Raw genomic sequence first — 24747 nt, 5'->3', positions numbered from 1 at the left:
ATATAAACAGTTATGTTTAAAACTAAAACAAAATAAAAAATATGTCAAGATATATAAGGGTGGAACTATGGAAATAATATTAGTATGTGATGATGATAGAGAGATAGTAGATGCGATAAAAATCTATCTTTCAGGAGAAGGATTTGAAGTGCTGACAGCATATGATGGTGAAGAAGCAATAAGTTTAATGTCAAAAAATAGAGTTGACTTATTGATAATAGATATAATGATGCCTGTACTAGATGGTATAAGAGCTACGATGAAGATCAGAGAGAGCAGTACTGTACCTATTATAATGCTTTCAGCAAAGTCAGAAGATGCTGACAAGATACTTGGATTAAATATAGGTGCGGATGACTATTTGACAAAGCCTTTCAATCCGTTAGAGCTAGTAGCAAGAGTAAAGAGTCAGTTAAGAAGATATAAAAAACTTGGAAACATGTCATTACCTGAGTCACAAAAGGTAGTAGTAGGTGATTTGGAGATAGATGATGAGACAAAGGAAGTGACTATAGCAGGAGAACTTATAAAACTTACACCTATAGAGTATAATATACTTTTGCTTCTTGCAAAGAATGCCGGTAAAGTATTTTCTATTGATGAAATATATGAACAGATCTGGAATGAAGAGGCTATTGGAGCAGACAATACAGTGGCAGTACATATAAGACATATAAGAGAGAAGATAGAGATAAACCCTAAGGAGCCAAGATATTTGAAAGTGGTTTGGGGAGTAGGTTATAAGATCGAAAAGCAAAACTGATATGAATAAGAATGTATTTTTGTCAAAGCTTAAAATAAAAATCTGGGCTTGTATACTGCATTTTATAGCTTTTATACTCTTTATTGTGGGTATTTCTATTATTTATTGCAATGACAATTTCAAGAAGGGTCTTTTATGGATGAATGCAGAAAGCTATGATGAATCACCGGCATTCATGTCACAGGTCGATTCTGATATTTCATTGCTTTTCACGTATGCAAATCTAAGAGAGGTCTTTGAAACTGATGGTAGGTTTGATCTAAATAAGGACATATTCGGGCTAAATATGGGACCAAGTAATGATGTAAACTTTTCAGTGGGTTCCATTATAGAGTATGCAAAAAGACATGGTTATTATATTGATGAGCATTACCAGGTAAGTGTGGTGGACCAAAAGCTTGTAGATCAAATAGAAGATACTTCATATTTTATAAATTATAGGATTTATGCAAATAGTTTGGACATGGTAGAGCCAAGTGATGCATATATAAGTATGAAGACAGTCATAACCGAGAGCTTAGGTTTGCTGGCAAAATATTATAATGCCTATGAGAGATTTGTTTTAATTCCGTCAAACTTTAGGTATCGACTTGAATATGGTGATACAGTATATACCAATGACAGGTCATTGAATATAAAAAGTGTATATGAATATGGAAAATATGCACTAACATTTTCAGATAGCATGATAGTGGAGACAAATCTTAGAAATATTCCAAAGGAATTGGCCTTTCAATCTGAAAAGCTTTCAGATAAATTACCAAAGCCATACAGAGTGTACATTGCAGTGAATACTGTCTATACTGCAACAGATATATATGCTATTGAAAATGTGAACTATTTGAGTCAAAGAAGAGCATATTCAATAGGTTTGGTTTCTGTCACAGTAGGTATTATTTTGATGATAATAAGCCTTGGATATTTGTTGATTTTTTCCGGTCATAGTGATAAGAAGCAGGGGATTCAACTAAATGATCTTTTTGATGTGATACCTTTTGAAGTAAAGATATTGCTTTTGATTTTCTTCATTGTGGTACTTTTTGCTATAAATAATTTCATAGGACAAAAAGTATTGCATATATATATTGAAAAGGAAAACTGGGATTTTGCAAATCAAATGCTTGATTATGCTTCTATTTATTTGGCTGCATTACCTATTGCATTTTCTATACTAAGGGAATATAAGGCTGGACTGCTTTGGAAGAATTCCTATATAAAGGTTATAAAAGAAAGTTTTTCAATTTATATGTTGAAAAGAACTTTTAAGAAGAAACTTGTTTCAGATTTTTTACTGCTGATTATTGTTGATATTGTAATCATGGCGTTCTTTTTGCTTACAACAATAAATGAAAAGAGTCTTTTGGGGCGTTTGATGATATTTATAGCCTTTATTGTTTTCTTGATTATAAACTTTATTATTTTCAATAAGGTATATAAAACAGCTATTGCATTTGATAAGATTGCTGATGCGATAAAGGAAATAGCAAATGGAGACACCAGATACAGATTAAATGAGAGTGAATTTAATGGTAGAGTGAGTGAAGTAGTAAAGGACCTCAACAATATTAGTATGGGATTTCAGGGTGCTATTAATGATCAGGTTAAGAGTGAAAGATTGAAAGCAGATCTGATTACTAATGTTTCACATGATATAAAGACGCCTTTGACTTCAATTATAAACTATGTTGATCTTATAAAAAGAGAGAAGCCTGAGAATGCAAAGATACAGGAGTATTTGGATATATTATCAGTAAAATCACAGCATTTGAAAAATCTTACAGAGGATTTGGTGGAGGCCAGCAAGGTATCAAGTGGAAATATATCGGTAGATTTGAGAGATATTGATTTGGTTGAGATGATAAATCAGACTAATGGTGAGTTTGAGGATAAGTTTGCTGAAAAAGGACTTAATATTATTTCCAATCTTCCTCCTGCAGGGGTAATTATAAAGGCTGACGGCAGACATTTGTGGAGAGTATTGGAGAATCTATATAATAATGCCTTTAAATATGCTGCAAGGGATTCAAGAATATATATTGATGTAGTTATGGAAGACAGTATTGCAAAATTTGTTATTAAGAATATTTCTGAAAATCCTTTGAATATTAGACCGGATGAACTTACAGAGAGATTTGTAAGAGGAGATGTATCAAGGACAACTGAAGGTAGTGGACTGGGACTATCAATAGCTAAGTCTTTGACAATGCTACAGGGTGGAAAGTTCGAGATAATCATAGATGGTGATCTTTTCAAAGTACAGTTAAGATTTGTAGCAGTTTTAAATTGATATGATTTGAAGTTTTTTTGCTTTAAGAATATTATATGCCTGATATAGTAGATAAGAAAACTATTGTATCAGGTTATATTTGTTTTAAAAGAATTGTATAATGCTATTTTGCTTGATTTTTAGCACTCAGTATGATATAGTGCTAACAACCGATTTTATTAGTGGTTATTATAAGAGCTGAATAGTTTTAAGCAGTATAAAGTATAGGAGGTAATATGGTAGAAGACCCAAGGAGCAGGAAACCTTTCATATATTATTATGTTATAGTATTGATAATAATGACGGCAATAAACTTTATGGTACTTCCATTTATAAAGGAAGGGCAGATAAAGCAAGTGGACTATGGTACATTTATGACCATGACGGAGAATAAAGAGATATCAAAAGTTGATATACAGACAAATCAAATTCTTTTTGCAGGAACTAACGATAAGACTGTATATAAGACAGGACTTATGTATGATCCGGGGCTTACAGACAGATTACATGATGCAGGAGTACAGTTTTCAAGTGAGATAGTGAGAAAAGACTCACCATTGATGGATGCAATTCTTAGCTGGATTATTCCTATGGCAATATTTTATTTTATTTGGAATAGAATTACAAAGAGAATGACTGACAAGAGCAGCGCAAACTCTTTGATGTTTGGAAATATGGGTAAATCAGGTGCCAAGGTATATGTTAAATCTTCTGAGGGAATTAAGTTTGAGGATGTGGCAGGTGAGGATGAGGCGAAGGAGAATCTTACTGAGATTGTAGATTATTTGCATAATCCAAATAAATACAAGGATATAGGTGCTTCTATGCCAAAGGGTATACTCCTTGTAGGACCTCCGGGAACCGGTAAGACTATGCTTGCAAAGGCTGTAGCAGGTGAGGCGAACGTTCCTTTTTTCTCAATGTCGGGTTCAGAGTTTGTTGAAATGTTTGTAGGTATGGGTGCTTCCAAGGTAAGAGACCTTTTCAAACAGGCAAAGGAAAAAGCACCATGTATAGTGTTTATTGATGAGATAGATGCAATAGGTAAAAAAAGAGACGGTCAGATAGGTGGAAATGATGAGAGAGAGCAGACTCTCAACCAGCTTTTGACAGAGATGGACGGTTTTGAGGGTAATTCAGGTGTTATTATCCTTGCAGCAACCAATAGACCGGATGCTTTGGATCCGGCACTTACAAGACCGGGAAGATTTGACAGAAGAGTGCCTGTAGAACTTCCTGATCTTAAGGGAAGAGAGGAAATACTCAAAGTTCATGCAAAGAAAATAAAAATTTCAGATGATGTGGATTTTAAGATTATTGCAAGAATGGCTTCAGGTGCCTCAGGTGCAGAACTCGCCAATATAATAAATGAATCTGCACTTAGAGCAGTTAGAGATAATAGAAAGTTTGTAAATCAGTCTGATTTGGAAGAGAGCATTGAGGTAGTTATTGCGGGATATCAAAAGAAAAATTCTATTTTGACGGATGCTGAGAAGTGGAGAGTATCATACCATGAGGTTGGACATGCACTTGTGGCTGCAAAGCAGACTAATTCGGCACCTGTTACCAAGATAACGATTATTCCAAGAACTTCCGGAGCACTGGGGTATACAATGCAAGTGGATGAGGGTAATCACTATCTTATGACAAAAACTGAACTTGAGAATAAAATAGCTACACTTACAGGTGGAAGAGCGGCAGAGGAAGTTGTATTCGGTGATGTTTCCACAGGAGCTTCAAATGATATAGAGCAGGCTACCAAACTGGCAAGAGCTATGATTACCAGATATGGAATGAGTAGGGACTTTGATATGGTAGCACTTGAGACCGTTACAAACAGATACCTTGGAGGCGATACTTCTTTGGCGGCTTCAGCTGAGACAGCTGCTGCTATAGATAAGCAGGTTGTAGAACTTGTTAAATCTCAACATGAGAAAGCTGCACAGATACTTATGGAAAACAGAGAGAAACTTGAAGAAATATCTCATTTTCTGTATGAGAAGGAAACTATCACAGGTGATGAGTTTATGGAGATACTAAATAGATAAGATAAACTGCTGCCACATATATTTATTTAAGTGGTGGCAGTTTTTATTTTGTATAAAATATATCAGCATATATACTTGCTGTTTACATAATCTTAAAATTTTAATATAATGTCGTTGATATTCATTTGGATATTTAGAATAATATGAAAGTGGGTGAGCAAATGGTAGAATTAGATGGTTTTAAAACCACATTACAATCCTACGAAAAAATATTGCTGGAAGTGAGGGATTCACTTTGACTTAGACGGTAAGGAGAAAAAGATAATTGAGCTTGATCGTGCTATGGAGGAGCCTACATTTTGGGACGATCCAAAGGAGAGTACCAAGATAGTAAAAGAGGCAAAACAGCTCAAGGATACTGTCGAAAAATATAATAAGTTAAAGTCTGAATACGAAGATATAGGGGTCCTTATAGAGATGGGATATGAGGAAAATGATGAGAGTCTTATACCTGAGATAGAAGGTATGCTTGAAGCGTTTACAAAAGAAATAGACGAATTGAAGATAGCTACACTTCTTACAGGTGAATATGACTCTTCAAATGCCATCATGAAACTTAATGCAGGTGCAGGCGGAACTGAGTCTTGTGACTGGTGTTCAATGCTTTACAGAATGTATACAAGATGGGCTGTCCAAGAAGGCTACAGTGTAGAGGTTTTAGATATGTTGGAGGGTGATGAGGCAGGAATAAAGTCTGTAACATTACAGATAAATGGTATGAATGCATATGGTTATCTTAGAAGTGAGCATGGTGTACACAGACTTGTGCGTATTTCACCTTTTAATGCGGCAGGAAAGCGCCAGACCTCATTTGTGTCCTGTGATATTATGCCGGATATAGAAGAAGACCTTGATGTGGATATCAATCCGGATGATTTGAGGATAGATACTTATCGTTCATCAGGTGCTGGTGGTCAGCATATCAACAAGACTTCTTCAGCTATAAGAATTACACATATACCGACAGGTGTGGTAGTACAATGTCAGAACGAAAGAAGTCAGTTCCAAAATAAGGACAAGGCTATGCAGATGCTTAAAGCTAAGCTCTTTATGTTAAAGCAGCAGGCAAATGTTGAGAAGCTTTCAGATATTAGAGGCGATGTAAAGGACATAGGCTGGGGAAATCAGATTCGTTCCTATGTAATGCAACCGTATACAATGGTAAAGGATCACAGAACCGGAGCGGAAAGTGGAAATGTAACTGCGGTAATGGACGGAGATATTGATAAGTTTATTATTGCATACCTTACTTGGCAAAGTCTTGGATGCCCTGCAAGGAATGCGGGGGATGAATAATGTAGAAAATAAAGAAACCGTCTGTGAAAAGAGTTTGTTTTCACAGGCGGTTTTAGGTTTTATCTTTTAGAGCCTAACTTAATAAAAACATATTGTTGAGATAATGTTTATATTCAGGTCCTTTTTTATTAAAGTCGTCCTCGTTTATTCCTCTATAAACATAAATTGCTGTTTCAAAAAAGGATGAATTGGACATAATATAATCTTTATCCAGTATATAAACCAATATAATCTTAGGAGAATCTCCGATTTTTACAAATCTCTCATAAAAATCTTTATAAAAGCGAATAGTGTGTAAACAATGAAAAGACACTTGCAATACCAAATTATATATGATATTATTAAGTACTGTGACACATAATCCTTGCTTTTGATATTGATATCAAAGGCCAGAGACCAAGAGGAGGTAAGAAATGACAAGTACATATGAATTAGCATTAGTGCTTAATGGTAAGCTTGAAGATGATGCCAGAGCTGAAGCTCTAGAGAAAGTTCAAAATTACATCACAAGATTTGGTGGAAGCATTGAAAATGTTGATGACTGGGGTAAGAAGAGATTTGCCTATGACATTAACAAACAAAAAGAAGGATTCTACTATTTCATTAAGTTCCAGTCAGAGGATAATAATTGCCCTAATGAAATTGAGGCAAATATCCGCATTATGGAATCAGTTGTGAGATACCTAGTCGTTAAGCAGTAAGCTTAATATAAAGGAGAGATTGTATGAACAGAGCCATATTAATGGGACGACTAACAAGAGACCCGGAAGTAAGATATTCCAGTGGAGAAAGATCAATGGCTATCGCAAGATATACACTTGCTGTAGACAGAGTATTTAAGCGTGGCGGAGATTCGTCAGAACAGACCGCAGACTTTATACCATGTGTTGCATTTGATAAAGCAGGCGAGTTCGCAGAGAGGTATTTTAGACAGGGTATGAGAGTGTTAATTTCAGGTCGTATTCAGACAGGAAGTTATACCAATAAAGAAGGTCAAAAGGTTTATACAACTGAGGTTATTATAGACACTCAGGAATTTGCAGATAGTAAGGGAGCAAGTGATAGCGGTAGTGGCTATCAGGCTTCTACAAGACCATCACCATCATCAGCAAGTACAGATGGATTTATGAATATACCGGATGGAGTTGATGACGAGGGTCTACCATTTAACTAGGTTAAAATAAAGAAAGGGGACTTTATCATGGCATTTAACAAGGCTGATAGAGCAGAAGGCTCTAGAAGAAGACCTGCTAACGGATTACGCAGGAGAAAGAAAGTTTGTGCATTCTGTGGTGATAAGGAAAAGGCTATTGATTATAAAGATGTGGCAACTCTTAGAAAATATATTTCAGAGAGAGGAAAAATCCTTCCAAGAAGAATTTCAGGAAGCTGTGCTAAGCATCAGAGAGAAATTACAGTAGCTATCAAGAAAGCTAGACATATAGCTCTTCTTCCTTATGTTGTAGAATAAGATTTACAAAAAATATAACAAAACCCGTTTTTGTCTTAGACAGAAACGGGTTTTTATGTTAGTTAATGTAATCGTAAGAAAAAAACCATGCCTGTAGTGTATAATATATTGTAATGTGACTTAATAATAATTTTAGCTAAACATAAAATATAATGGAGTAAATATGAAAAAGAAGATACTTTTATCACTTTTTGCTTTCGGCTTTGTTTTGGCGATGCCAAACAATACTTATGCAGAAGGCTGGTCAAAATCAGGCTCAGATTGGGTCTATCTGGATAAAAACAATTATAAATTGTCAAATGAGTGGAAAAAAGGCGCTGATGATAAATGGCGTTATCTAAGTGACAACGGAGTTATGGCTACCAACAGTTGGGTAGATGATGACAAATATTATGTGGATGAACAGGGACTTATAGTAGAAGGCTGGAAAAAACTGAAAGATAGAAATGGTGAGTATTGGGCTTACTTCCAGAGTGGTGGCAAGGCAGTTAAGGGAAACTGGAAGATTATTAATGACAAATACTATTACTTTGATGATGAAGGGAAGATGCTTACAGGCTGGATACTGGATAATGACTATTATATAAATAGTGATGGAACTATGGTGACAGGATGGTGTAAGCTTATGCCACCGGACAGTGAGGAAGTGAGAGTTACTCCAAATTCATCCTCTTTGGAAAAATGGTTTTATTTTACAAATACCGGAAAGAAGTTTAAGCCGGTATTGTCAAAGGGAGCTAAATATGGTGAGAAAAAGATAGATGGAGTAAGATATGCCTTTGACGAAAATGGAGAGCTTGTTACAGGGTGGATACAGATAACCGGTAAATCAAATCCCTCTATAAAAGACTTTAAATATATGAATGAGGACGGCACTGTAAGAACCGGATGGTATTCCATACAACCGCCTGATGAACTATTGGGTAATTATAATAATCTGGTTGAATGGTTCTACTTCTCATCAACAGGAGAACCTTATGCTTCAAAAACTGATAATTTGAATGTGAGTGATTTGGTGAAAATTGATGGTAAGCAGTATTTATTTGATAAAAACGGAACACCGGTATATGGAATTCAAAAAGTTTATCAAGGAAACAGTTATGCGGCATATTACTTTGGCGAAAGTTCACAGTGCTATTTGATAAAGGGTAAGCAAACTGTAAAGAATGATTTAGGAAAGTCGGAGGAATACTTCTTTCAAACTTCAACAGGAAAGGGTATAACGGGAACAAAGGATCACAAGCTTTATTATAAGGGAAGACTTGTGAGAGCAAATGAGTATATGAAGTATCAAGTTTTTTCAGTACCTAATGATAATGGAAGTAGTATAACAAATTACGTAGTAAATGCTTCAGGGAAAATTGTTTCAAATGGAAAGGTTAAGGATGCTGACAAGGTGGAATATAAGACTAATTCAGCAGGTATATTGGTGGCGATAGATGGTGATACCAATATAAGGGGCAGCTTTGAAACACCGCTGGAGCCTGAATGGGTAAATAATGATTGATGTGAGGTAGAAATGGATTGTATTTTTTGTAAAATAGCTGATGGACAGATTCCATCAAATACAGTTTTTGAAGATGAGAATTTTAGAGTAATACTGGATTTATCACCGGCAAGTAAGGGACATATGCTTATTTTACCGAAGTCTCATGCTAGAGATATCACTGAATTAAATGAAGATATAGCAGGAAAGGCTCTTGCTTTAGCAGCAAAACTTGGAAAGGCTACAATGACTGCTTTAGGTGCCACCGGATTTAATACATTGGCAAATACAGGAGAGAGTGCAGGTCAGACTGTTTTTCACTGCCATATTCATGTTATACCAAGATATGATGATGCATCAAGGATAGTAAGTTGGACTCCGAGAGAGGCTGACAATGAAGCACAAAAAGAAACTGCGAAGAAAATATCAGAGAATATTAGATAATGGGTATTAGTAAAAGAAATTACATTACTATAAGTATTATAGTTATTAATGTTATATATTTTTTGTTTCTTGAAACACATGGTGGCTCAACAGATACAATGGTGATGCTCAAATATGGAGCTGCATTTACGACAAATATTAGAAGTGGAGAGTACTATAGACTTGTTACCTCCATGTTTATGCATTTTGGAATAGAGCATATAGTCAATAATATGATGATATTAGTTATCCTTGGAAGCAAGTTAGAGGATATAGTAGGACATATCAGATTTTTTATTATTTATATGCTTGCAGGAGTTTTTGCAAATATAGCCTCTGACTGGGTACAATCTGTTAGTGGAGATGTGGCTGTCAGTGCTGGGGCTTCAGGAGCCATATTTGGTATAGTTGGAGCTTTGTTATATGCATTGCTTGTAAATAGAGGTAGAATAAGAGATTTGAGTCTTTATCAAATTGTAGTTTCACTTGCGTTGATGTTATATGCAGGTTTTAGAACTACAGGTGTGGATAATATTGCACATGTAGCAGGTGCAATAAGTGGATTTTTATTATGTTTGGTATTGTACCTGGGCGGTGAAAAAGAAGAGTGTCAAGCATAAATGATTATGTCCCAAAATAATTAATTTATAAGCCCCCACAAAGGGGCTTTTATTATGCACTTTTTATGTCTTCTTCAATTCTGTGTGGCTGTGAGTGTGCGAATTTATTAAAGGCATCCAATCTCCAAGGATGGTTCATTGGAGGTATATAAGGCTTTCTAGGTTTTGGCTGTTTGTAGTCAGCGTCCAAGTCCTTAGATTTATGCTCATGAGCCGGTATTTCTTCCAGTGCATAAATATCTTTGTCATTTACGCACACAAACATAGACCTATCAAATGCCTTGATAAGCATAACCTTGGTACCTTTTCGATAATGGGTCTGCAATCCTTTATTATCTATCATCTTATAAAATTTCTTCTCGAATTGAATCGCATGTCCGGCATCAACAGTTCTCTCAGTTAAAACCGCCAAAGTAAGATTTATTTTTTCTTTAGATGGTTGCGTTTCAAAGACAGATTTGATACCATAAAGTGGAAGTGCGAACTTCTCATTGAATTCTTTTATGTAGTGGTAAATGAATTCATTGGCTTTATGGATATCGGTTACGCCTGCGAGTCTAAACTCAATAGGCAGGCGTGACTGTAAAGTCTGATTCAATCGTTCTATACGTCCTTTAGCCTGTGGTACGCTGCTTGATTCAAGCTGTGTGCCAAGTTGCTTACAGGCGTATGCAAACTGTGTATAGGTGTCTTTGTCGTCAGATAAGGCACCTTTTTTCTTGTAAGTAAATACAGTTCGTTTATCAGTAAGAAACTTATAAGGAATACCATAATCAGTAAGAATCTGCTCAAATACATGGTAGTATCCATTAAGAGTTTCCTGAGTATCAAACCAGGCACCTGTGACAACACCTGAGGCATCATCAATAGCCAAATGTAGATGCCATATCTGTCCCGGTACCCATTCATAAGGGGTAGCATCCATCTGAAGCAATTCGCCAAAATAAGCACATCTTGGACGACGACTGTGAGCATCTTCAACTGCTACTAAGTTAGCTTGTATCTGTGATAATTCCTTTTTTGATGTTGTAGCTTCCTTCTTAGCTCTGAGAGTTTGCTTAATGCGTCTACGCTTAGCTTTTGTAGCCTTTGGAGATAGAATGTACTCTGACTCCAAAATACTCATTACAGAGGAAGAGGAGATACTTATGCCTTCATGCTTTTTTAGAAGCTCTGTATAGTGTTCAAAGTTAGCCTCGTAGTATTTAGTTCTATATAGATCAAGAACTTGACTTCTGACATCAGGGCAGATAGTGGTAGCCGGCTTCTTACCTCTGTTACCATGAATAAAGAATGCCTTACCATCTTTAACATAACCTTGTATCATACGGTTTATATGCCTCTTGGTGCATCCTAGGATAAGAGCAGCTCTATCCTTGTTAGCTGTATCGGGGTGATCTACCAGACCTTTGATAACTTCATACTTTCTTTGTTCATCCATTGATAAAATAACCTTTCTGATAAGTCAGTTCCTCCTAGTGTTAGAATATACAAAATAGTATTCTACCATAAGTGGGACATTTTTATTTGTGGTATACTAGGACTTTATCATTTATGGCTTATATGTACCTGGGCGGTGAAAAAGAAGAGTTGCAATCAGACGAATATTATGATAGAATTTTATAGCTAAATGAGCACATCAGGTGAATAAGGAAGGTGGTGCCATAGGTCCTTTTCTTAAGCCTGATGGAAGAAAAACCAAAGGAGAAAAACAATGAGTGTTATTTCAATGAAGCAGTTACTTGAGGCAGGTGTTCACTTTGGACATCAAACAAGAAGATGGAACCCTAAGATGGCTCCATATATCTACACAGAGAGAAATGGTATCCATATTATAGATCTTCAGCAGAGTGTAGGTATGGTTGATACAGCATACAATGCTATGTCAGACATAGCTAAGGATGGTGGAAAAATTCTTTTCGTAGGAACAAAGAAGCAGGCACAGGATGCTATCAAGGAAGAGGCAGAGCGTTGTGGAATGTACTATGTTAACGAGAGATGGCTTGGTGGAATGCTTACAAACTTTAAGACAATCCAGTCAAGAATCAAGAGACTTCGTCAGTTAGAAGAGATGAGCGAAGATGGTACATTTGATTTACTTCCAAAGAAGGAAGTTATCCAGTTAAAGAAGGAATGGGAAAAGCTTGAGAGAAACCTTGGTGGTATCAAGGATATGAAGAACATTCCTGACGCTATATTTATTATAGATCCAAAGAAGGAGAGAATATGTGTTCAGGAGGCTCATACTTTAGGTATTCCACTTATCGGTATCTGTGATACGAACTGTGATCCAGATGAGCTTGATTATCTTATTCCTGGAAATGATGATGCAATCCGTGCTGTAAAACTTATAGTAGCTAAGATGGCAGATGCAGTTATCGAGGCAAATCAGGGTGAGATTCTTTCAACATCAGATGATGTTGCTGAGGATGCTCTTGAGGGCGAGATATTCGCACCTGAGAAGGAAGCTTTGGACGACAGACAGTTCTAATTTTAAAGAGATTTGAGTTATAGGCAGGTTGCAAAGAGGATTTTTACCGCTTTGCAACTTGTCATATTTATAAAAGTTTAGGAGGTTTTACAATGGCAGCAGTAACAGCAGCAATGGTAAAAGAATTGAGAGAGATGACAGGTGCAGGAATGATGGACTGTAAGAAGGCCCTCGCTGCAACTGATGGAGATATGGATGCAGCAGTTGATTTCCTTCGTGAGAAGGGACTTGCAGGAGCACAGAAGAAGGCAGGTCGTATAGCAGCTGAAGGTATCGTAGATGTTTGCGTTAGTGATGATGCAAAGAAGGCTGTTGTACTTGAAGTAAATGCTGAGACAGACTTTGTTGCAAAGAATGAGAAGTTCAGAACTTATGTTGCAGAGGTTGCAGCACAGGCATTAAAGACAAGTGCAAATGATGTAGAGGCATTCCTTAATGAGAAGTGGGAGCTTGATCCTAGCCTTACAGTAGCTGAGAAGCTTTCAAGTATGATTTCAATCATCGGTGAGAATATGTCAATCAGAAGATTCGAGAAAGTAGAAGAGAATGACGGTTGCGTAGTTTCATACATCCATGGTGGTGGAAAGATAGGTGTTCTTGTAGATGTTATAACTGATGTTGTAAACGATGACATTAAGGAGATGGCAAAGAATGTGGCAATGCAGGTTGCAGCACTTCATCCAAAGTATACTTCAGACAAGGAAGTTGATGCAGAGTACCTTGCAAAGGAGAGAGAAATTCTCTTAGCTCAGATTCAGAACGATCCTAAAGAAGCTTCAAAGCCTGAGAAGGTTATAATGGGTATGATCGAGGGAAGAATCAAGAAAGAGCTGAAGGAAATTTGCCTTCTTGACCAGGCTTATGTAAAAGCAGCAGATGGAAAGCAGTCTGTAGCAGCTTACATTGATGAGGTTGCAAAGGCAAACAATGCTAAGATTTCTATTAAGAGATTCGTTAGATTCGAGACAGGTGAGGGTCTTGAGAAGAAGAGCGAGAACTTTGCTGAGGAAGTTGCAAAGCAGATGTCAGGTAACTAATACATACTGATAATATAGTTTATTCACTAGAGCCAAGATAGCATATAGTCTTGGCTTTAGTTGTACAAAAAGGAGAAAATATGGATATAGCAAAAATTGTAACAGATATAGTAAATAAGGCAAAGGCAGATCCTGCACTTTTAACAAATATTACAAAGGATCCTGAAAAGACAATAGAGAGTATTACAGGTATTGATATACCTGATGGACAGTTGGATTCTGTGGTAGCAGGAGTAAAGGAACAGATTACAAAGATTGGCATTTCAAATGCTATGGATAAGTTGGGAGATATGTTTAAGAAATAATATGAAATTTTTATTTGATTTGCATACGCATACTATAGCTAGTGGACATGCATACTCTACATTAAAGGAAAATATGGATGAAGCCGTGGCAAAGGGGCTTTTGGCATATGGATTTTCAGATCATAGTGAGGCTGTACCTGGAGCTTTTAAAAATATATATTTCATGAATTTTAAAGTAATTCCAAGAAGATATAAGGATATGCTGATACTTAGAGGAGTAGAAGCAAATATAATGGATTTTAAGGGCAACTTGGATATTGAAGATGATATTCTAAAGAGACTCGATTATGCTATAGCAAGTTTACATACCATTTGCAGAGATCCCGGAACATTACAGGAAAATATGGATGCATACTTTGGTGTAATGTCAAATCCATATGTAAAAATAATAGGACATCCGGATGACGGTAGATATCCGATAGATCATGATGAGTTGGCTAAAGAAGCTAAGAAGAGGGGTATTGTCCTTGAACTTAATAATTCATCATTAAATCCCAATTCTGCAAGATTAAATGGCAGAGAAAATGCCATAAAGTTGATTGAAGCTGCAAAGAAGCATGGTACATCTATAATATGTAATACAGATAGTCATTTTGCAGATTATGTAGGGGGATTTGAAAACTGTGATCTGTTATTAAATCAGATGGATTTTCCAGAAGAACTGGTTTTAAACAACAGTATGGAAAAGCTGAAGATGGTTTTGAACAAAAATATTGATGATATGTAAGTATTATTTTGCTTGAGGTAGTTATGGAAAAGGATATACAAAAGAAGACACAGGGAATCACAGATATGACCTGTGGTAATCCACTAAAACTTATACTGGCATTTACTATACCTATGCTTATCGGAACATTATTTCAACAATTCTACAGCATGGTTGATACTGTAATGGTAGGTAAGTATTTGGGTGTTAATTCATTGGCAGCTGTGGGTTCCACAGGTGCCATATTTTTCATGGTAAATGGTTTTGTTATTGGAAACACAGCAGGATTTGCAATACCTATAGCACAGAAATTCGGTGCAAAAGATTATAGTGAGATGAGAAAGTTTACTATGAATGCAGTTTATATGGGGATATTTTTCTCTGTATTTATTACCGCCATAGTATGCCTGCTCACCAGAACAATATTGATATTGACAAATACACCTTTGGAAATTTTAGATGAAGCCTATATTTATATTATTATTGTATTTATAGGTATACCGGTAATGTATCTTTACAACTTGACAGCGGGGATTATAAGGGCATTGGGAGATTCTAAAACACCACTGTATTTTCTTATATTGGCTGCAATACTAAATATAATTTTAGATGTTGTTTCTATAAAATATATAGGACTGGGTGTGGCAGGACCGGCATATGCGACAGTTATATCACAGCTTGTTTCAGGTATACTATGTGTAATATATATGGTTAAAAAATTCCGTATATTAAAATTAGAAGTAGGAGAAGCCGCAGTTTCAGGCAGACATATACAGATTTTATTAGCTATGGGAGTACCTATGGGATTGCAGTACTCTATAACTGCCATAGGTTCAGTTATCTTGCAGGCAGCAGTTAATGGTTTGGGTGCGGTGACAGTAGCGGCAGTTACAGCCGGAAGTAAGATAAGCAGCTTCTGTGTAGCTGTAACAGATGCTCTTGGTATGGCTATGGCTACCTACTGCGGTCAAAATGTAGGAGCCGGAAAGCTTGACAGAGTAAAAGAAGGCGTAAGGGTGGCTACAATAATAGGTATAATATATGCAGTTGCTGTATTTGTTTTTATGATATTCGTTGGAGGAGAATTACCAAAGCTCTTTGTAGATGCAGCAAAGACTGATGTAGTAGATAAGGCGAGAATATTCCTTTTGTGGAATTCGGGATTTTATTTTGCACTTATTTTTGTAAATGTATGGAGAAATTCTATTCAGGGAATGGGATTTCCGATGTTTGCAATACTCTCAGGAGTATGTGAGATGTTTGCAAGAGGTCTAGTGGGTTTTGTAGGAGTTAAAAGCTTTGGTTTTGTTGCAGCATGTATGGGATCTCCACTTGCATGGGTGGTGGCGGATATGTTCCTTATTCCGGGATTTTTACACTGTATAAATAAGTTGAAAAAGGTGTTTGAATATAGACAGATAAGAGAAAAATTTCGTTATGAATAAATATAATAAAAAAATAGGAATATTGTATATACTTGGAGCTGCATTCGGCTTTGCCCTTATGGGACTTTTTGTAAGACTGGCAGGAGATTTGCCCACATTTGAAAAGGTGTTTTTTAGAAATCTGATTGCTGCATTCGTGGCATTCTTTATGCTTATGAAAAGTGGAGGATCCAAGTCGATAGATAGTAAGAATCTGGGGATATTATTACTTAGATCTACTTGTGGTATGGCAGGAATTATTTGCAATTTCTATGCTATAGACCATATGAATATAGCAGATGCATCAATACTTAGCAAAATGAGTCCATTTTTTGCAATATTAGCAGGATTTATAATACTAAAGGAAAAGGCGGGAATAGTAGATATTATAGCTACCGCCATAGCCTTTATTGGAATGATATTTGTAGCTAAGCCCGGAGCAAGCTTTACATTTTTTCCGGCTTTGATAGGTATTACAGGTGGAATGATGGCAGGTATTGCTTATACTTTGGTGAGAAAGCTTACAGGTAATGGAGTAAATGGAGTATTTATAGTATTCTTCTTTTCAAGTTTCTCTACGATTGCTATTATTCCTATTATGCTTATGAACTATGTAACACCTACACCCATGCAGCTTTCAATGCTTATTTTAGCCGGATGTGGTGCTATGATAGGTCAGATATGCGTAACAAAGGCATATAGCTATGCTCCGGCAAAGGAAATAGCGGTATATGACTATACACAGGTTATATATTCAGCACTTTTAGGATTTATATTTGTAGGTCAGATTCCGGACAGATTAAGCTTTATAGGATATACAATAATCATTGCCATGGCTGTAGTGAAATGGATGTATAATAATAAAAAAGTCCCCTAAGGGACTTTTTTATTTTACTCAAGTATATTTCCTAGATTTTGCGGTTCAATATTATGTTTTTTTGCATATCCGGTAAGTATAAGTGTCAAGGCACCGTCTCCGGTTACATTACAAGCTGTACCAAATGAATCCTGTAGAGCAAAGATGGTAAGCATGAGTGCAGTTCCAGTCTCATCGAACATAAGAACTCCGGTTATAAGACCTAGAGAAGCCATTACTGTACCTCCCGGAACTCCAGGTGCACCTATAGCGAATACACCAAGAAGAATGCAGAATAGAATCATTTTTGCCGGAGAAGGGAATTCTCCATAAAGCATTTTTGAAACTACCATTACAAAAAATGTTTCAGTCATAACAGAGCCGCAAAGATGAATATTTGCAAATAGTGGAATACCGAAATTTACCATATCATCACGAAGCGGTGGCTCTGATTTCTTAGCACATTCCAGAGCAACTGAAAGTGTAGCGGCACTTGACATTGTACCTACTGCAGTCATATATGCAGGTCCATAGTTCTTTATTATATCCAGAGGATTTGCACCTGCATAAGCACCTGCGATAAGATAAAGTAGTGCCAGCCATATATAGTGACCTATCATTACCATAATGATAATAACAAGGAAAACAGGTAATTGCTTTGTGATACTTCCTTCATATGCGAGAGTAGCAAAGGTAGTACCGATAAGAACAGGAAGAACAGGAATAACAAACTTTGTTACTATACTTAGTACAACCTTTTGAAATTCTTCCAAAACTCCGGTAATTAGTTCACTTCTATTCCATGCCGCTGCAAGTCCTACCATTATTGAGAAGAAAAGAGCACTCATAACAGGCATTATAGCAGGTATGGAAAGCTGGAATACAAGTTGTGGCAATTCCTTAAGCCCCTCAACATCAGGGGTGATACTCATATGTGGAAGTATTATAAAACCTGAGGCTGTAGCAAAAAATGCTGCACCGATTGAAGAAATATAGGCTATTATCAGAGCTACTACAAGTATTTTTGAAGCATTGCTACCAAGCCTTGTAATAGACGGAGCAATAAAACCTATGATAATAAGCGGAATACAAAAACCTATAAACTGTCCTACAATGTATTTTACAGTCACTATAATATTAAGCAGTGCAACTGAGATAGCACTTGTATCACTCTTGTTAAGGAAAAGCCCTACAACAATACCTATTACAAGTGCAAGTAACAGTCGAAATGGAAGACTGTTCAAAATACCATTCTTTTTCATAAAAAATCCTCCTAAGATTTAATTGTTTTCTACCATGAGTTTTATTATTTCATTATTGGTTTCCCTCATGCCATCTTTACCTATCTTTGAAATACCTTTGATAGTTTCTTCGATATTGTTCATTACAATACCGTCACCGCCATGGAATGCCTGACCATCTTTGTACATACTAAGGCCCATAATAGCGGCATCTACAGAAGAAGTTATTTTGGCGGCACATGATGCCTTAGCACCATCGCATACTATACCGGATACGATTGCAAGAGTATTAACTACAGTATGTTCGACAGATTCAAGACTGCCCTCTGTAAGATAGGCAATACCTGCACCTGCACCTGCACCCGCACTTACTGCACCACAATAGGCTGAAAGAGTGCCTATACCATGCTTTTGGTGGATAGAAGTGAGATTTGAAAGTGCCAAAGCACGATAGAGCTTGTCTTTAGATACTTTGAGCTCCTTGGCATATTCTATAACCGGAATAGAACAAGTAATGCCTTGATTTCCACTGCCTGAGTTGATAATGACTGGAAGCTCACATCCATTCATTCTGGCATCAGAACCTGCAGCTGCCTTTGCCTTTGCTCTAACCTTTATATCATTGCCATAGGTATTTAATAAAACTGAGCCGATATTTGCACCATAATTTCCTAATAGTCCTTCTTCAGATATGGATGTATTATAAAATATCTGTCTGTCCAGAGTATCTTTTACATCCGAAACATCCATTGAATTGATAAAATCCCATATTCCTTCCATAGTGAGCAGATCTCTGTCAGCACTACCTGATACGGAATTATTTTCTATTTCTGTTTCTAGAATTATATCATTATTTTTCTCAATAAGCACTATATTTGTGTGCTGATTTACTATACGAACCTTTACACAATCACAATCATAAAAAAGTGTAATGATAAGATCAAATATATACCCCATATCCAAGGGTAGTACATCAATCTCTATATTTTTTAGAAAGCTTGCAATCTCACTTTTTTTACTATCATCTACATCTGAGATAACTTCCAGCTTCCTATTTGCATCACCTGCCACTATGCCTGCCGCCACTGCTGCCGGTATACCCTTTAAATGTCCGGTGTTAGGAACAATAACGCTCTTTACATTCTTGATAATACTGCCACTGGCTTCAACAAGCACTTTTTGTGGATATTTACCTAATACTTCTCTTGCTTTTGCTGCCGCATAAGCCAATGCTATAGGTTCAGTACAACCCATAGCAGGTATAAGTTCTTCTTTCAATATTTGAACATAAGTTGTATACCTTATATCGTCTTTATTCATAAAATAAAACGCTCCTATTAGTTTGCCATATTTAATATTGTGATGGCAAAAATTATATATCTATAGTATAGTAGTCCTATATATAAAATGTAAATCTTAAAAAACTAAATGTATAATTCAATAAAAATAAATGCAATTATACGATTATATTTACTATATTTTATGATGATATAGTAGCAAACAAATAATGAGGGAAAATATGGAAAATTTTATTGATTTAAAAAAGCTGAATACCTTTTTAAAAATAGCGGAGTCAGGGAGCTTTTATAAAGCTTCTATGATACTTGGGTATTCGCCGGCAGCTGTCTCCATACAGATACAACAATTAGAACTTGATCTGGGCATAAAACTTTTTGACAGATTAGGTAAGCAGGTTCGTTTGACAGATCAGGGAAAACAATTTTATCCTTATGCTGAAAAAATACTGATGTTAAACGAGGAAGTAAAAGAATCTCTTATAAGAAAGGGCGATCCTCTTACAGGAGAGATAAGAATAGGAACCATTGACTCTATATGTGATACATTATTTCCACAGGTGCTGGCAGAATTTTATGAAAAGAATCCAAATGTATCTGTGGAGGTTAGCGTATGTACTCCGGCAGAATTATTTGAGGGAGTAAGGCATAACAATATTGATATAATGCTTTTATTGGATAAGCCCTGTGTTTCACGAGATTTTATTGCTGATGTACAAATAACAACTGATGTGGTATTTTGTGCCTCAAAAAAGCATCCTATGGTAGGTAAAAATGAAATTGATCTGGAGGAAATTTTAAAGTATCCATGTATACTTACAGAAAAGAATTCCAGTTACAGGTATATATTGGAGAGTAAATTATCAGACCTTGGATTTGGAATAGCACCGATTATAGAATCACAGAATACAAATCTTATTATCAAGCTGCTTTGCAACAATATGGGATATTCAGTGTTACCAAGATTTTTGATAGAGCCAAAATTAAGAGATGATGTTTTGAAGATTTTACCTATAAGAGAATTTGATATAAAGGTAAATTATCAAGTGTTACACAAGAAGGATAAGTTTGTAAATAGACAGATGGAGAGCTTCATAAATCTTTTGAAAAAGCAGGCAAGCATACTTCAGGTTACCAATAAATATCAGGATATAGTATTTAAGGATTTATAAATAAAATAAGATAAGAACATATGTTCTTTGCACTATACTTTTATTTTATCACATGCTATAATTTTTGCAGGTTGGCTGTTTGCCACTAGATAGGAAGGTTAAAATAATGGAATTTAAATTACATTCAGAATTTTTGCCTACAGGAGATCAGCCTCAAGCAATAGAAGCATTGGTAAATGGGTTTAAAGAAGGAAATCAGTTTCAGACATTGCTGGGTGCTACAGGCTCAGGTAAGACTTTTACAATGGCAAATGTAATTCAAAAATTACAAAAGCCTACACTTATAATAGCACATAATAAGACGCTGGCAGCACAGCTCTATGGAGAGTTTAAGGAGTTCTTTCCTGAAAATGCTGTAGAGTACTTTGTTTCTTACTATGATTACTATCAACCCGAGGCATATGTTCCTTCTACAGATACATATATAGAAAAAGATTCTGCAATAAATGATGAAATAGATAAGCTTAGGCATTCTGCTACAGCATCTCTTTCAGAAAGAAAAGATGTTATAATAGTAGCTTCAGTATCTTGCATATATGGACTTGGTAGTCCTATAGACTATCAGGAGATGGTAGTATCTTTGAGACCGGGAATGGAAAGAGATAGAGATGATGTCATAAGAAAGCTGATAGATATGCAATATGACAGAAATGATATGGATTTTCATCGTGGTACTTTTCGTGTGCGTGGAGATGTACTTGAAGTATTTCCGGCAGCCTCAACATCTACAGCACTCAGATTTGAATTCTTTGGAGATGAAGTAGACAGGATACTTGAGATAGATACTTTGACAGGAAATATTTTGGCGGAGCTCTCTCATGCTGTAATTTTTCCGGCTTCTCACTATGTTGTTGCACCTGAGAAGATGAAAATAGCTACAGAACATATACTTGAAGAATGTGAGGAGAGAGTAAAGTTCTTCAAATCAGAGGATAAGCTGATAGAGGCTCAGAGAATAGATGAAAGAACACATTTTGATGTGGAAATGATGAGAGAAACAGGATTTTGTTCGGGAATAGAAAATTATTCCAGACATCTAACAGGTTCAGAACCGGGTGAACCCCCATATACATTGATAGATTACTTCAAAGATGAGTTTCTTATTATTGTGGATGAGTCACATATTACAATTCCACAGGTGAGGGGAATGTATGCAGGTGACAGATCAAGAAAGACGACTTTGGTAAACTATGGTTTCAGACTGCCATCAGCACTGGATAACAGACCTTTGGAGTTTTCAGAGTTTGAGTCAAAGATAGATCAAATGCTTTTTGTATCAGCTACTCCAAGCATATATGAAAAAGAGCATGAGATGTTTAGAACTGAGCAAATTATCAGACCTACCGGACTTTTGGATCCGCCTATAAGTGTGAGACCGGTAGAAGGTCAAATAGATGATTTAATAGGTGAAGTGAATAAAGAAATAGAAAAAAAGAATAAGATCCTTATTACCACCCTTACTAAGAGAATGGCGGAGGATCTAACTGAATATATGAAGGATGTAGGTATCAGGGTAAGATATTTACATTCTGATATTGATACTTTGGAGAGGGCTGAGATTATCAGGGATATGAGACTTGATAAGTTTGATGTACTTGTAGGTATCAATCTTTTACGTGAGGGTTTGGATATACCGGAGATTACTCTGGTGGCTATACTTGATGCAGATAAAGAAGGATTTCTAAGGAGTGAAACCTCTTTGATTCAGACCATAGGTAGAGCGGCAAGAAATGCAGATGGACATGTGATAATGTATGCCGACAATATGACAGACTCTATGAAGGCTGCGATTAATGAGACATATAGAAGAAGAGGTATTCAGGAAGCCTACAATAAGGAGCATGGAATCACCCCTACTACTATAAAGAAAGCAGTCAGAGATTTGATAGCCATATCAAAGGCGGCTGAGAGCGTATCCACTATTGATAAAGATATAGAGTCTATGGATAAAGCTGAGATAAATAAACTTATAAAAGAACTTGAGAAAAAAATGTTTAAGGCGGCAGCAGAGCTGGATTTTGAAAATGCGGCACTATTGCGTGATAAAATAAGTGAGTTACGTGCAAGCTTATAAATACTCTAAAAATAATATAATGGAGAAGAGAAAGTGGTAGAAAAAAAAAATACGTCAAAAAGTCTTGAAAGAGTGGTAGCAGAGACTGCCATGCTTGCAGGAGAAACTATGCTTATAGCCGGAGCAGAAATCAGCAGGGTGGAAGATACTATGAATAGAATTTTAGATTATTCAAAATGTGAATCACATACTGCCTTCGTTCTGGCAACAGGTATTACCTTGACTTTGGACAGTGATGAAGGACTTATCACTATGTCAAAGAGAGTACCTGATAGAACTACAAATATAAATAGAATATATTTAATAAATAATGTATCAAGGGCTCTAAGTGCAGGGAAAATAGATATATACAAGGCGTATGAAGAGATAAAGCAGATAAAGAATGTAAGGCAGTTTACGGGAGTCTTATATGGTCTGTCCTTTGTGGGTGTAGCACTTTTTTTTACTATGATGCTTGGTGGAGATTTTACAGACTGCATGGTTGCCGGTATAGCAGGACTTGCAATGGCAATTACCCAGTGGGCTTTGATACCCTTTGGCTTTAATTCATTCTTTTTAAATATGATTTCAACACTATCTATGGCTCTAACAGCGGTAGGATTTCAAAGATTTCTACTGCCTAATATAAATCTGGATTTAGTGATAATAGGTGGAATAATGCCAATAGTTCCGGGAGTAATATTTACTACTGCTATGAGAGATACTCTAAATGGAGATTATACGGCAGGTGTCAGTAGAGGACTTGAAACTGGAGTGGTAGCTTTTGCAGTGGCTGTAGGTGTGGCACTTGCATATGTGATTTTGTGAGGAAAGTATGCTTTTTAAAATAATTGGTGCATTTATTGCAGTGGTAGCTTTTTGCATTATGATAGAGTTGCCAAAAAAATATATGGTACAGGCAGGACTTACAGGAATGGTAGGTTGGGCTGTATATCTTGTAATGGATATGGTAGCAAATAGGGTAGAAATTGCTGCCTTAGTTTCTGCACTCTGTATTGCTACTATGTCACATATACTTGCTAGAGTTTTGAAGGCACCAGTAAGTAATTTTTTGATTCCTGGAATATTGCCAATAGTACCGGGAGGCTCAATATACAGATGTGCATATGCATTTATAAGAGAGTCCTCAAATTTGAGTTTTTATATGAATGAGGCATTAAAAATTGCAGGCTCTATAGCACTTGCAATATTTTTTGTGGATTCAGTATTTAAGTTGCATTTACCAAAAAAAACATCCCCAAAAATCAAATGAGATATTTGGGGATATACACTATATAAAGCTGATACCATAGAAGTCAAAATTTGACCCGGGAAGGAAAATCAGTTTTATGTCGGCTTTACTGTCCAGTTTTGGAATGGTAAAGCTTTTATTTTTTTTTGCGTTTTCAAAGTATAGCATTTCTCTATAGGTATCCTTGTAGTTACATATTTCAAGTAAAATACCGGTCTTTTGAAGTGGAGTGCTGCCATATATAGTTATACTGTCTGTATTATATTCACTAAAATCAAGATTATTAAATTCTAGAGTTACATTATTTCCGATATTTAGGATTTTTTCACCAGAAATAGTATAACTGTCACCATATATATTATCTATAAAACTTGCATTAAGGAAATATTTTACTTTATTATATATGTCAAATATAAAACCTTTGATATGAACTTTTGCCTTTAGCAAAAAGAAAATAGAGTTTATGCCTGTAAGCGTTTCATCTAGTTTCCAGGTAATTTTTTGATATACATTCCAAATTTTAGGTTTCTGATAAATATATT

Annotated in this window: 23 protein-coding genes; 20 read left to right on the top strand and 3 right to left on the bottom strand. The window is 36.0% G+C overall.

What is annotated here, in order from left to right:
• Window positions 1-67: 67 nt before the first annotated feature.
• The 10 genes from D4A81_RS11180 (at window position 68) to D4A81_RS11130 (ending at window position 10373) form a co-directional block, all read left to right on the top strand.
• Window positions 68-763, top strand: coding sequence for a response regulator transcription factor (locus D4A81_RS11180; protein WP_111525965.1), 696 nt, complete (start codon window positions 68-70; stop codon window positions 761-763).
• A 1-nt stretch (window position 764) separates the two neighbouring features.
• Entirely contained in the window at window positions 765-3050 is a 2286-nt protein-coding gene (locus D4A81_RS11175) for a sensor histidine kinase (protein WP_111525966.1), read from the top strand.
• Window positions 3051-3265: 215 nt separating this feature from the next.
• Window positions 3266-5077: an ATP-dependent zinc metalloprotease FtsH gene (gene ftsH / locus D4A81_RS11170; protein ID WP_111525967.1), complete on the top strand. Its 1812-nt coding sequence runs from the start codon at window positions 3266-3268 to the stop codon at window positions 5075-5077.
• A 161-nt stretch (window positions 5078-5238) separates the two neighbouring features.
• Window positions 5239-6373 (top strand): peptide chain release factor 2 gene (prfB, locus tag D4A81_RS11165; RefSeq protein WP_111525974.1). Its coding sequence is split into 2 segments (ribosomal slippage): window positions 5239-5313 and window positions 5315-6373, totalling 1134 coding nucleotides; the frame shifts between segments, so codons are not numbered across the junction.
• Between the two features lie 413 nt (window positions 6374-6786).
• The gene (gene rpsF, locus D4A81_RS11155) at window positions 6787-7074 is read left to right on the top strand and encodes a 30S ribosomal protein S6 (RefSeq protein ID WP_111525968.1); all 288 of its coding nucleotides are present in this window, start codon (window positions 6787-6789) and stop codon (window positions 7072-7074) included.
• A 23-nt stretch (window positions 7075-7097) separates the two neighbouring features.
• The gene (locus D4A81_RS11150) at window positions 7098-7547 is read left to right on the top strand and encodes a single-stranded DNA-binding protein (protein WP_111525969.1); all 450 of its coding nucleotides are present in this window, start codon (window positions 7098-7100) and stop codon (window positions 7545-7547) included.
• Window positions 7548-7574: 27 nt separating this feature from the next.
• Window positions 7575-7844 carry a 30S ribosomal protein S18 gene (gene rpsR / locus D4A81_RS11145; protein ID WP_111525970.1) on the top strand — a complete coding sequence of 90 codons (270 nt, stop codon included), beginning with the start codon at window positions 7575-7577 and terminating at the stop codon, window positions 7842-7844.
• Window positions 7845-8007: 163 nt separating this feature from the next.
• Complete coding sequence (locus D4A81_RS11140) at window positions 8008-9351, top strand: hypothetical protein (protein WP_111525971.1); 1344 nt, start codon at window positions 8008-8010, stop codon at window positions 9349-9351.
• A 12-nt stretch (window positions 9352-9363) separates the two neighbouring features.
• A complete protein-coding gene (locus D4A81_RS11135) occupies window positions 9364-9774 on the top strand; it encodes an HIT family protein (RefSeq protein ID WP_111525972.1) in 411 nt (136 codons plus the stop codon).
• Window positions 9774-10373 carry a rhomboid family intramembrane serine protease gene (locus D4A81_RS11130; protein ID WP_111525973.1) on the top strand — a complete coding sequence of 200 codons (600 nt, stop codon included), beginning with the start codon at window positions 9774-9776 and terminating at the stop codon, window positions 10371-10373. Before D4A81_RS11135 ends, D4A81_RS11130 begins: the two co-directional genes overlap by 1 nt.
• 52 nt (window positions 10374-10425) lie before the next feature.
• Here the strand turns inward: D4A81_RS11130 and D4A81_RS11125 are convergent, their stop codons facing one another.
• The gene (locus D4A81_RS11125) at window positions 10426-11814 is read right to left on the bottom strand and encodes an ISNCY family transposase (RefSeq protein ID WP_119808311.1); all 1389 of its coding nucleotides are present in this window, start codon (window positions 11812-11814) and stop codon (window positions 10426-10428) included.
• A 273-nt stretch (window positions 11815-12087) separates the two neighbouring features.
• Here D4A81_RS11125 and rpsB point away from each other — a divergent pair, with 273 nt between their 5' ends.
• The 6 genes from rpsB to D4A81_RS11095 all read left to right on the top strand — a co-directional run bounded on the left by rpsB (window position 12088) and on the right by D4A81_RS11095 (window position 17213).
• Window positions 12088-12864 carry a 30S ribosomal protein S2 gene (rpsB, locus tag D4A81_RS11120; protein WP_111523979.1) on the top strand — a complete coding sequence of 259 codons (777 nt, stop codon included), beginning with the start codon at window positions 12088-12090 and terminating at the stop codon, window positions 12862-12864.
• 92 nt (window positions 12865-12956) lie between these two features.
• Complete coding sequence (tsf, locus tag D4A81_RS11115) at window positions 12957-13901, top strand: translation elongation factor Ts (RefSeq protein WP_111523980.1); 945 nt, start codon at window positions 12957-12959, stop codon at window positions 13899-13901.
• An 80-nt stretch (window positions 13902-13981) separates the two neighbouring features.
• Window positions 13982-14206 (top strand): hypothetical protein, encoded by a 225-nt coding sequence (locus D4A81_RS11110; RefSeq protein ID WP_111523981.1) that lies wholly within the window; start codon window positions 13982-13984, stop codon window positions 14204-14206.
• 1 nt (window position 14207) lies between these two features.
• Complete coding sequence (locus D4A81_RS11105; protein ID WP_111523982.1) at window positions 14208-14933, top strand: phosphatase; 726 nt, start codon at window positions 14208-14210, stop codon at window positions 14931-14933.
• Window positions 14934-14956: 23 nt separating this feature from the next.
• Window positions 14957-16357, top strand: a complete 1401-nt coding sequence (locus D4A81_RS11100; RefSeq protein ID WP_111523983.1) for an MATE family efflux transporter — start codon at window positions 14957-14959, stop codon at window positions 16355-16357.
• Window positions 16350-17213 (top strand): DMT family transporter, encoded by an 864-nt coding sequence (locus D4A81_RS11095; protein ID WP_111523984.1) that lies wholly within the window; start codon window positions 16350-16352, stop codon window positions 17211-17213. Before D4A81_RS11100 ends, D4A81_RS11095 begins: the two co-directional genes overlap by 8 nt.
• Before the next feature lie 14 nt (window positions 17214-17227).
• Here the strand turns inward: D4A81_RS11095 and D4A81_RS11090 are convergent, their stop codons facing one another.
• Together D4A81_RS11090 and D4A81_RS11085 are read right to left on the bottom strand one after the other, a co-directional pair.
• Entirely contained in the window at window positions 17228-18454 is a 1227-nt protein-coding gene (locus D4A81_RS11090) for a dicarboxylate/amino acid:cation symporter (protein ID WP_111523985.1), read from the bottom strand.
• Between the two features lie 18 nt (window positions 18455-18472).
• Complete coding sequence (locus tag D4A81_RS11085) at window positions 18473-19753, bottom strand: L-cysteine desulfidase family protein (protein WP_111523986.1); 1281 nt, start codon at window positions 19751-19753, stop codon at window positions 18473-18475.
• Window positions 19754-19952: 199 nt separating this feature from the next.
• Between D4A81_RS11085 and D4A81_RS11080 the strand changes: the two genes are divergently transcribed.
• The 4 genes from D4A81_RS11080 (at window position 19953) to D4A81_RS11065 (ending at window position 24226) form a co-directional block, all read left to right on the top strand.
• On the top strand, window positions 19953-20900 hold the full coding sequence (locus D4A81_RS11080) for a LysR family transcriptional regulator (protein ID WP_111523987.1): 948 nt from the start codon (window positions 19953-19955) through the stop codon (window positions 20898-20900).
• Between the two features lie 106 nt (window positions 20901-21006).
• Complete coding sequence (gene uvrB, locus D4A81_RS11075; RefSeq protein WP_111523988.1) at window positions 21007-22974, top strand: excinuclease ABC subunit UvrB; 1968 nt, start codon at window positions 21007-21009, stop codon at window positions 22972-22974.
• Window positions 22975-23007: 33 nt separating this feature from the next.
• Entirely contained in the window at window positions 23008-23781 is a 774-nt protein-coding gene (locus D4A81_RS11070) for a threonine/serine exporter family protein (protein WP_111523989.1), read from the top strand.
• Window positions 23782-23788: 7 nt separating this feature from the next.
• Window positions 23789-24226, top strand: a complete 438-nt coding sequence (locus tag D4A81_RS11065) for a threonine/serine exporter family protein (RefSeq protein ID WP_111523990.1) — start codon at window positions 23789-23791, stop codon at window positions 24224-24226.
• Window positions 24227-24747: the final 521 nt, after the last annotated feature.

The organism is Lachnoanaerobaculum umeaense, from assembly GCF_003589745.1.
GTDB lineage: Bacteria > Bacillota > Clostridia > Lachnospirales > Lachnospiraceae > Lachnoanaerobaculum > Lachnoanaerobaculum umeaense.
This window is presented reverse-complemented; position numbering and strand designations above follow the sequence as displayed.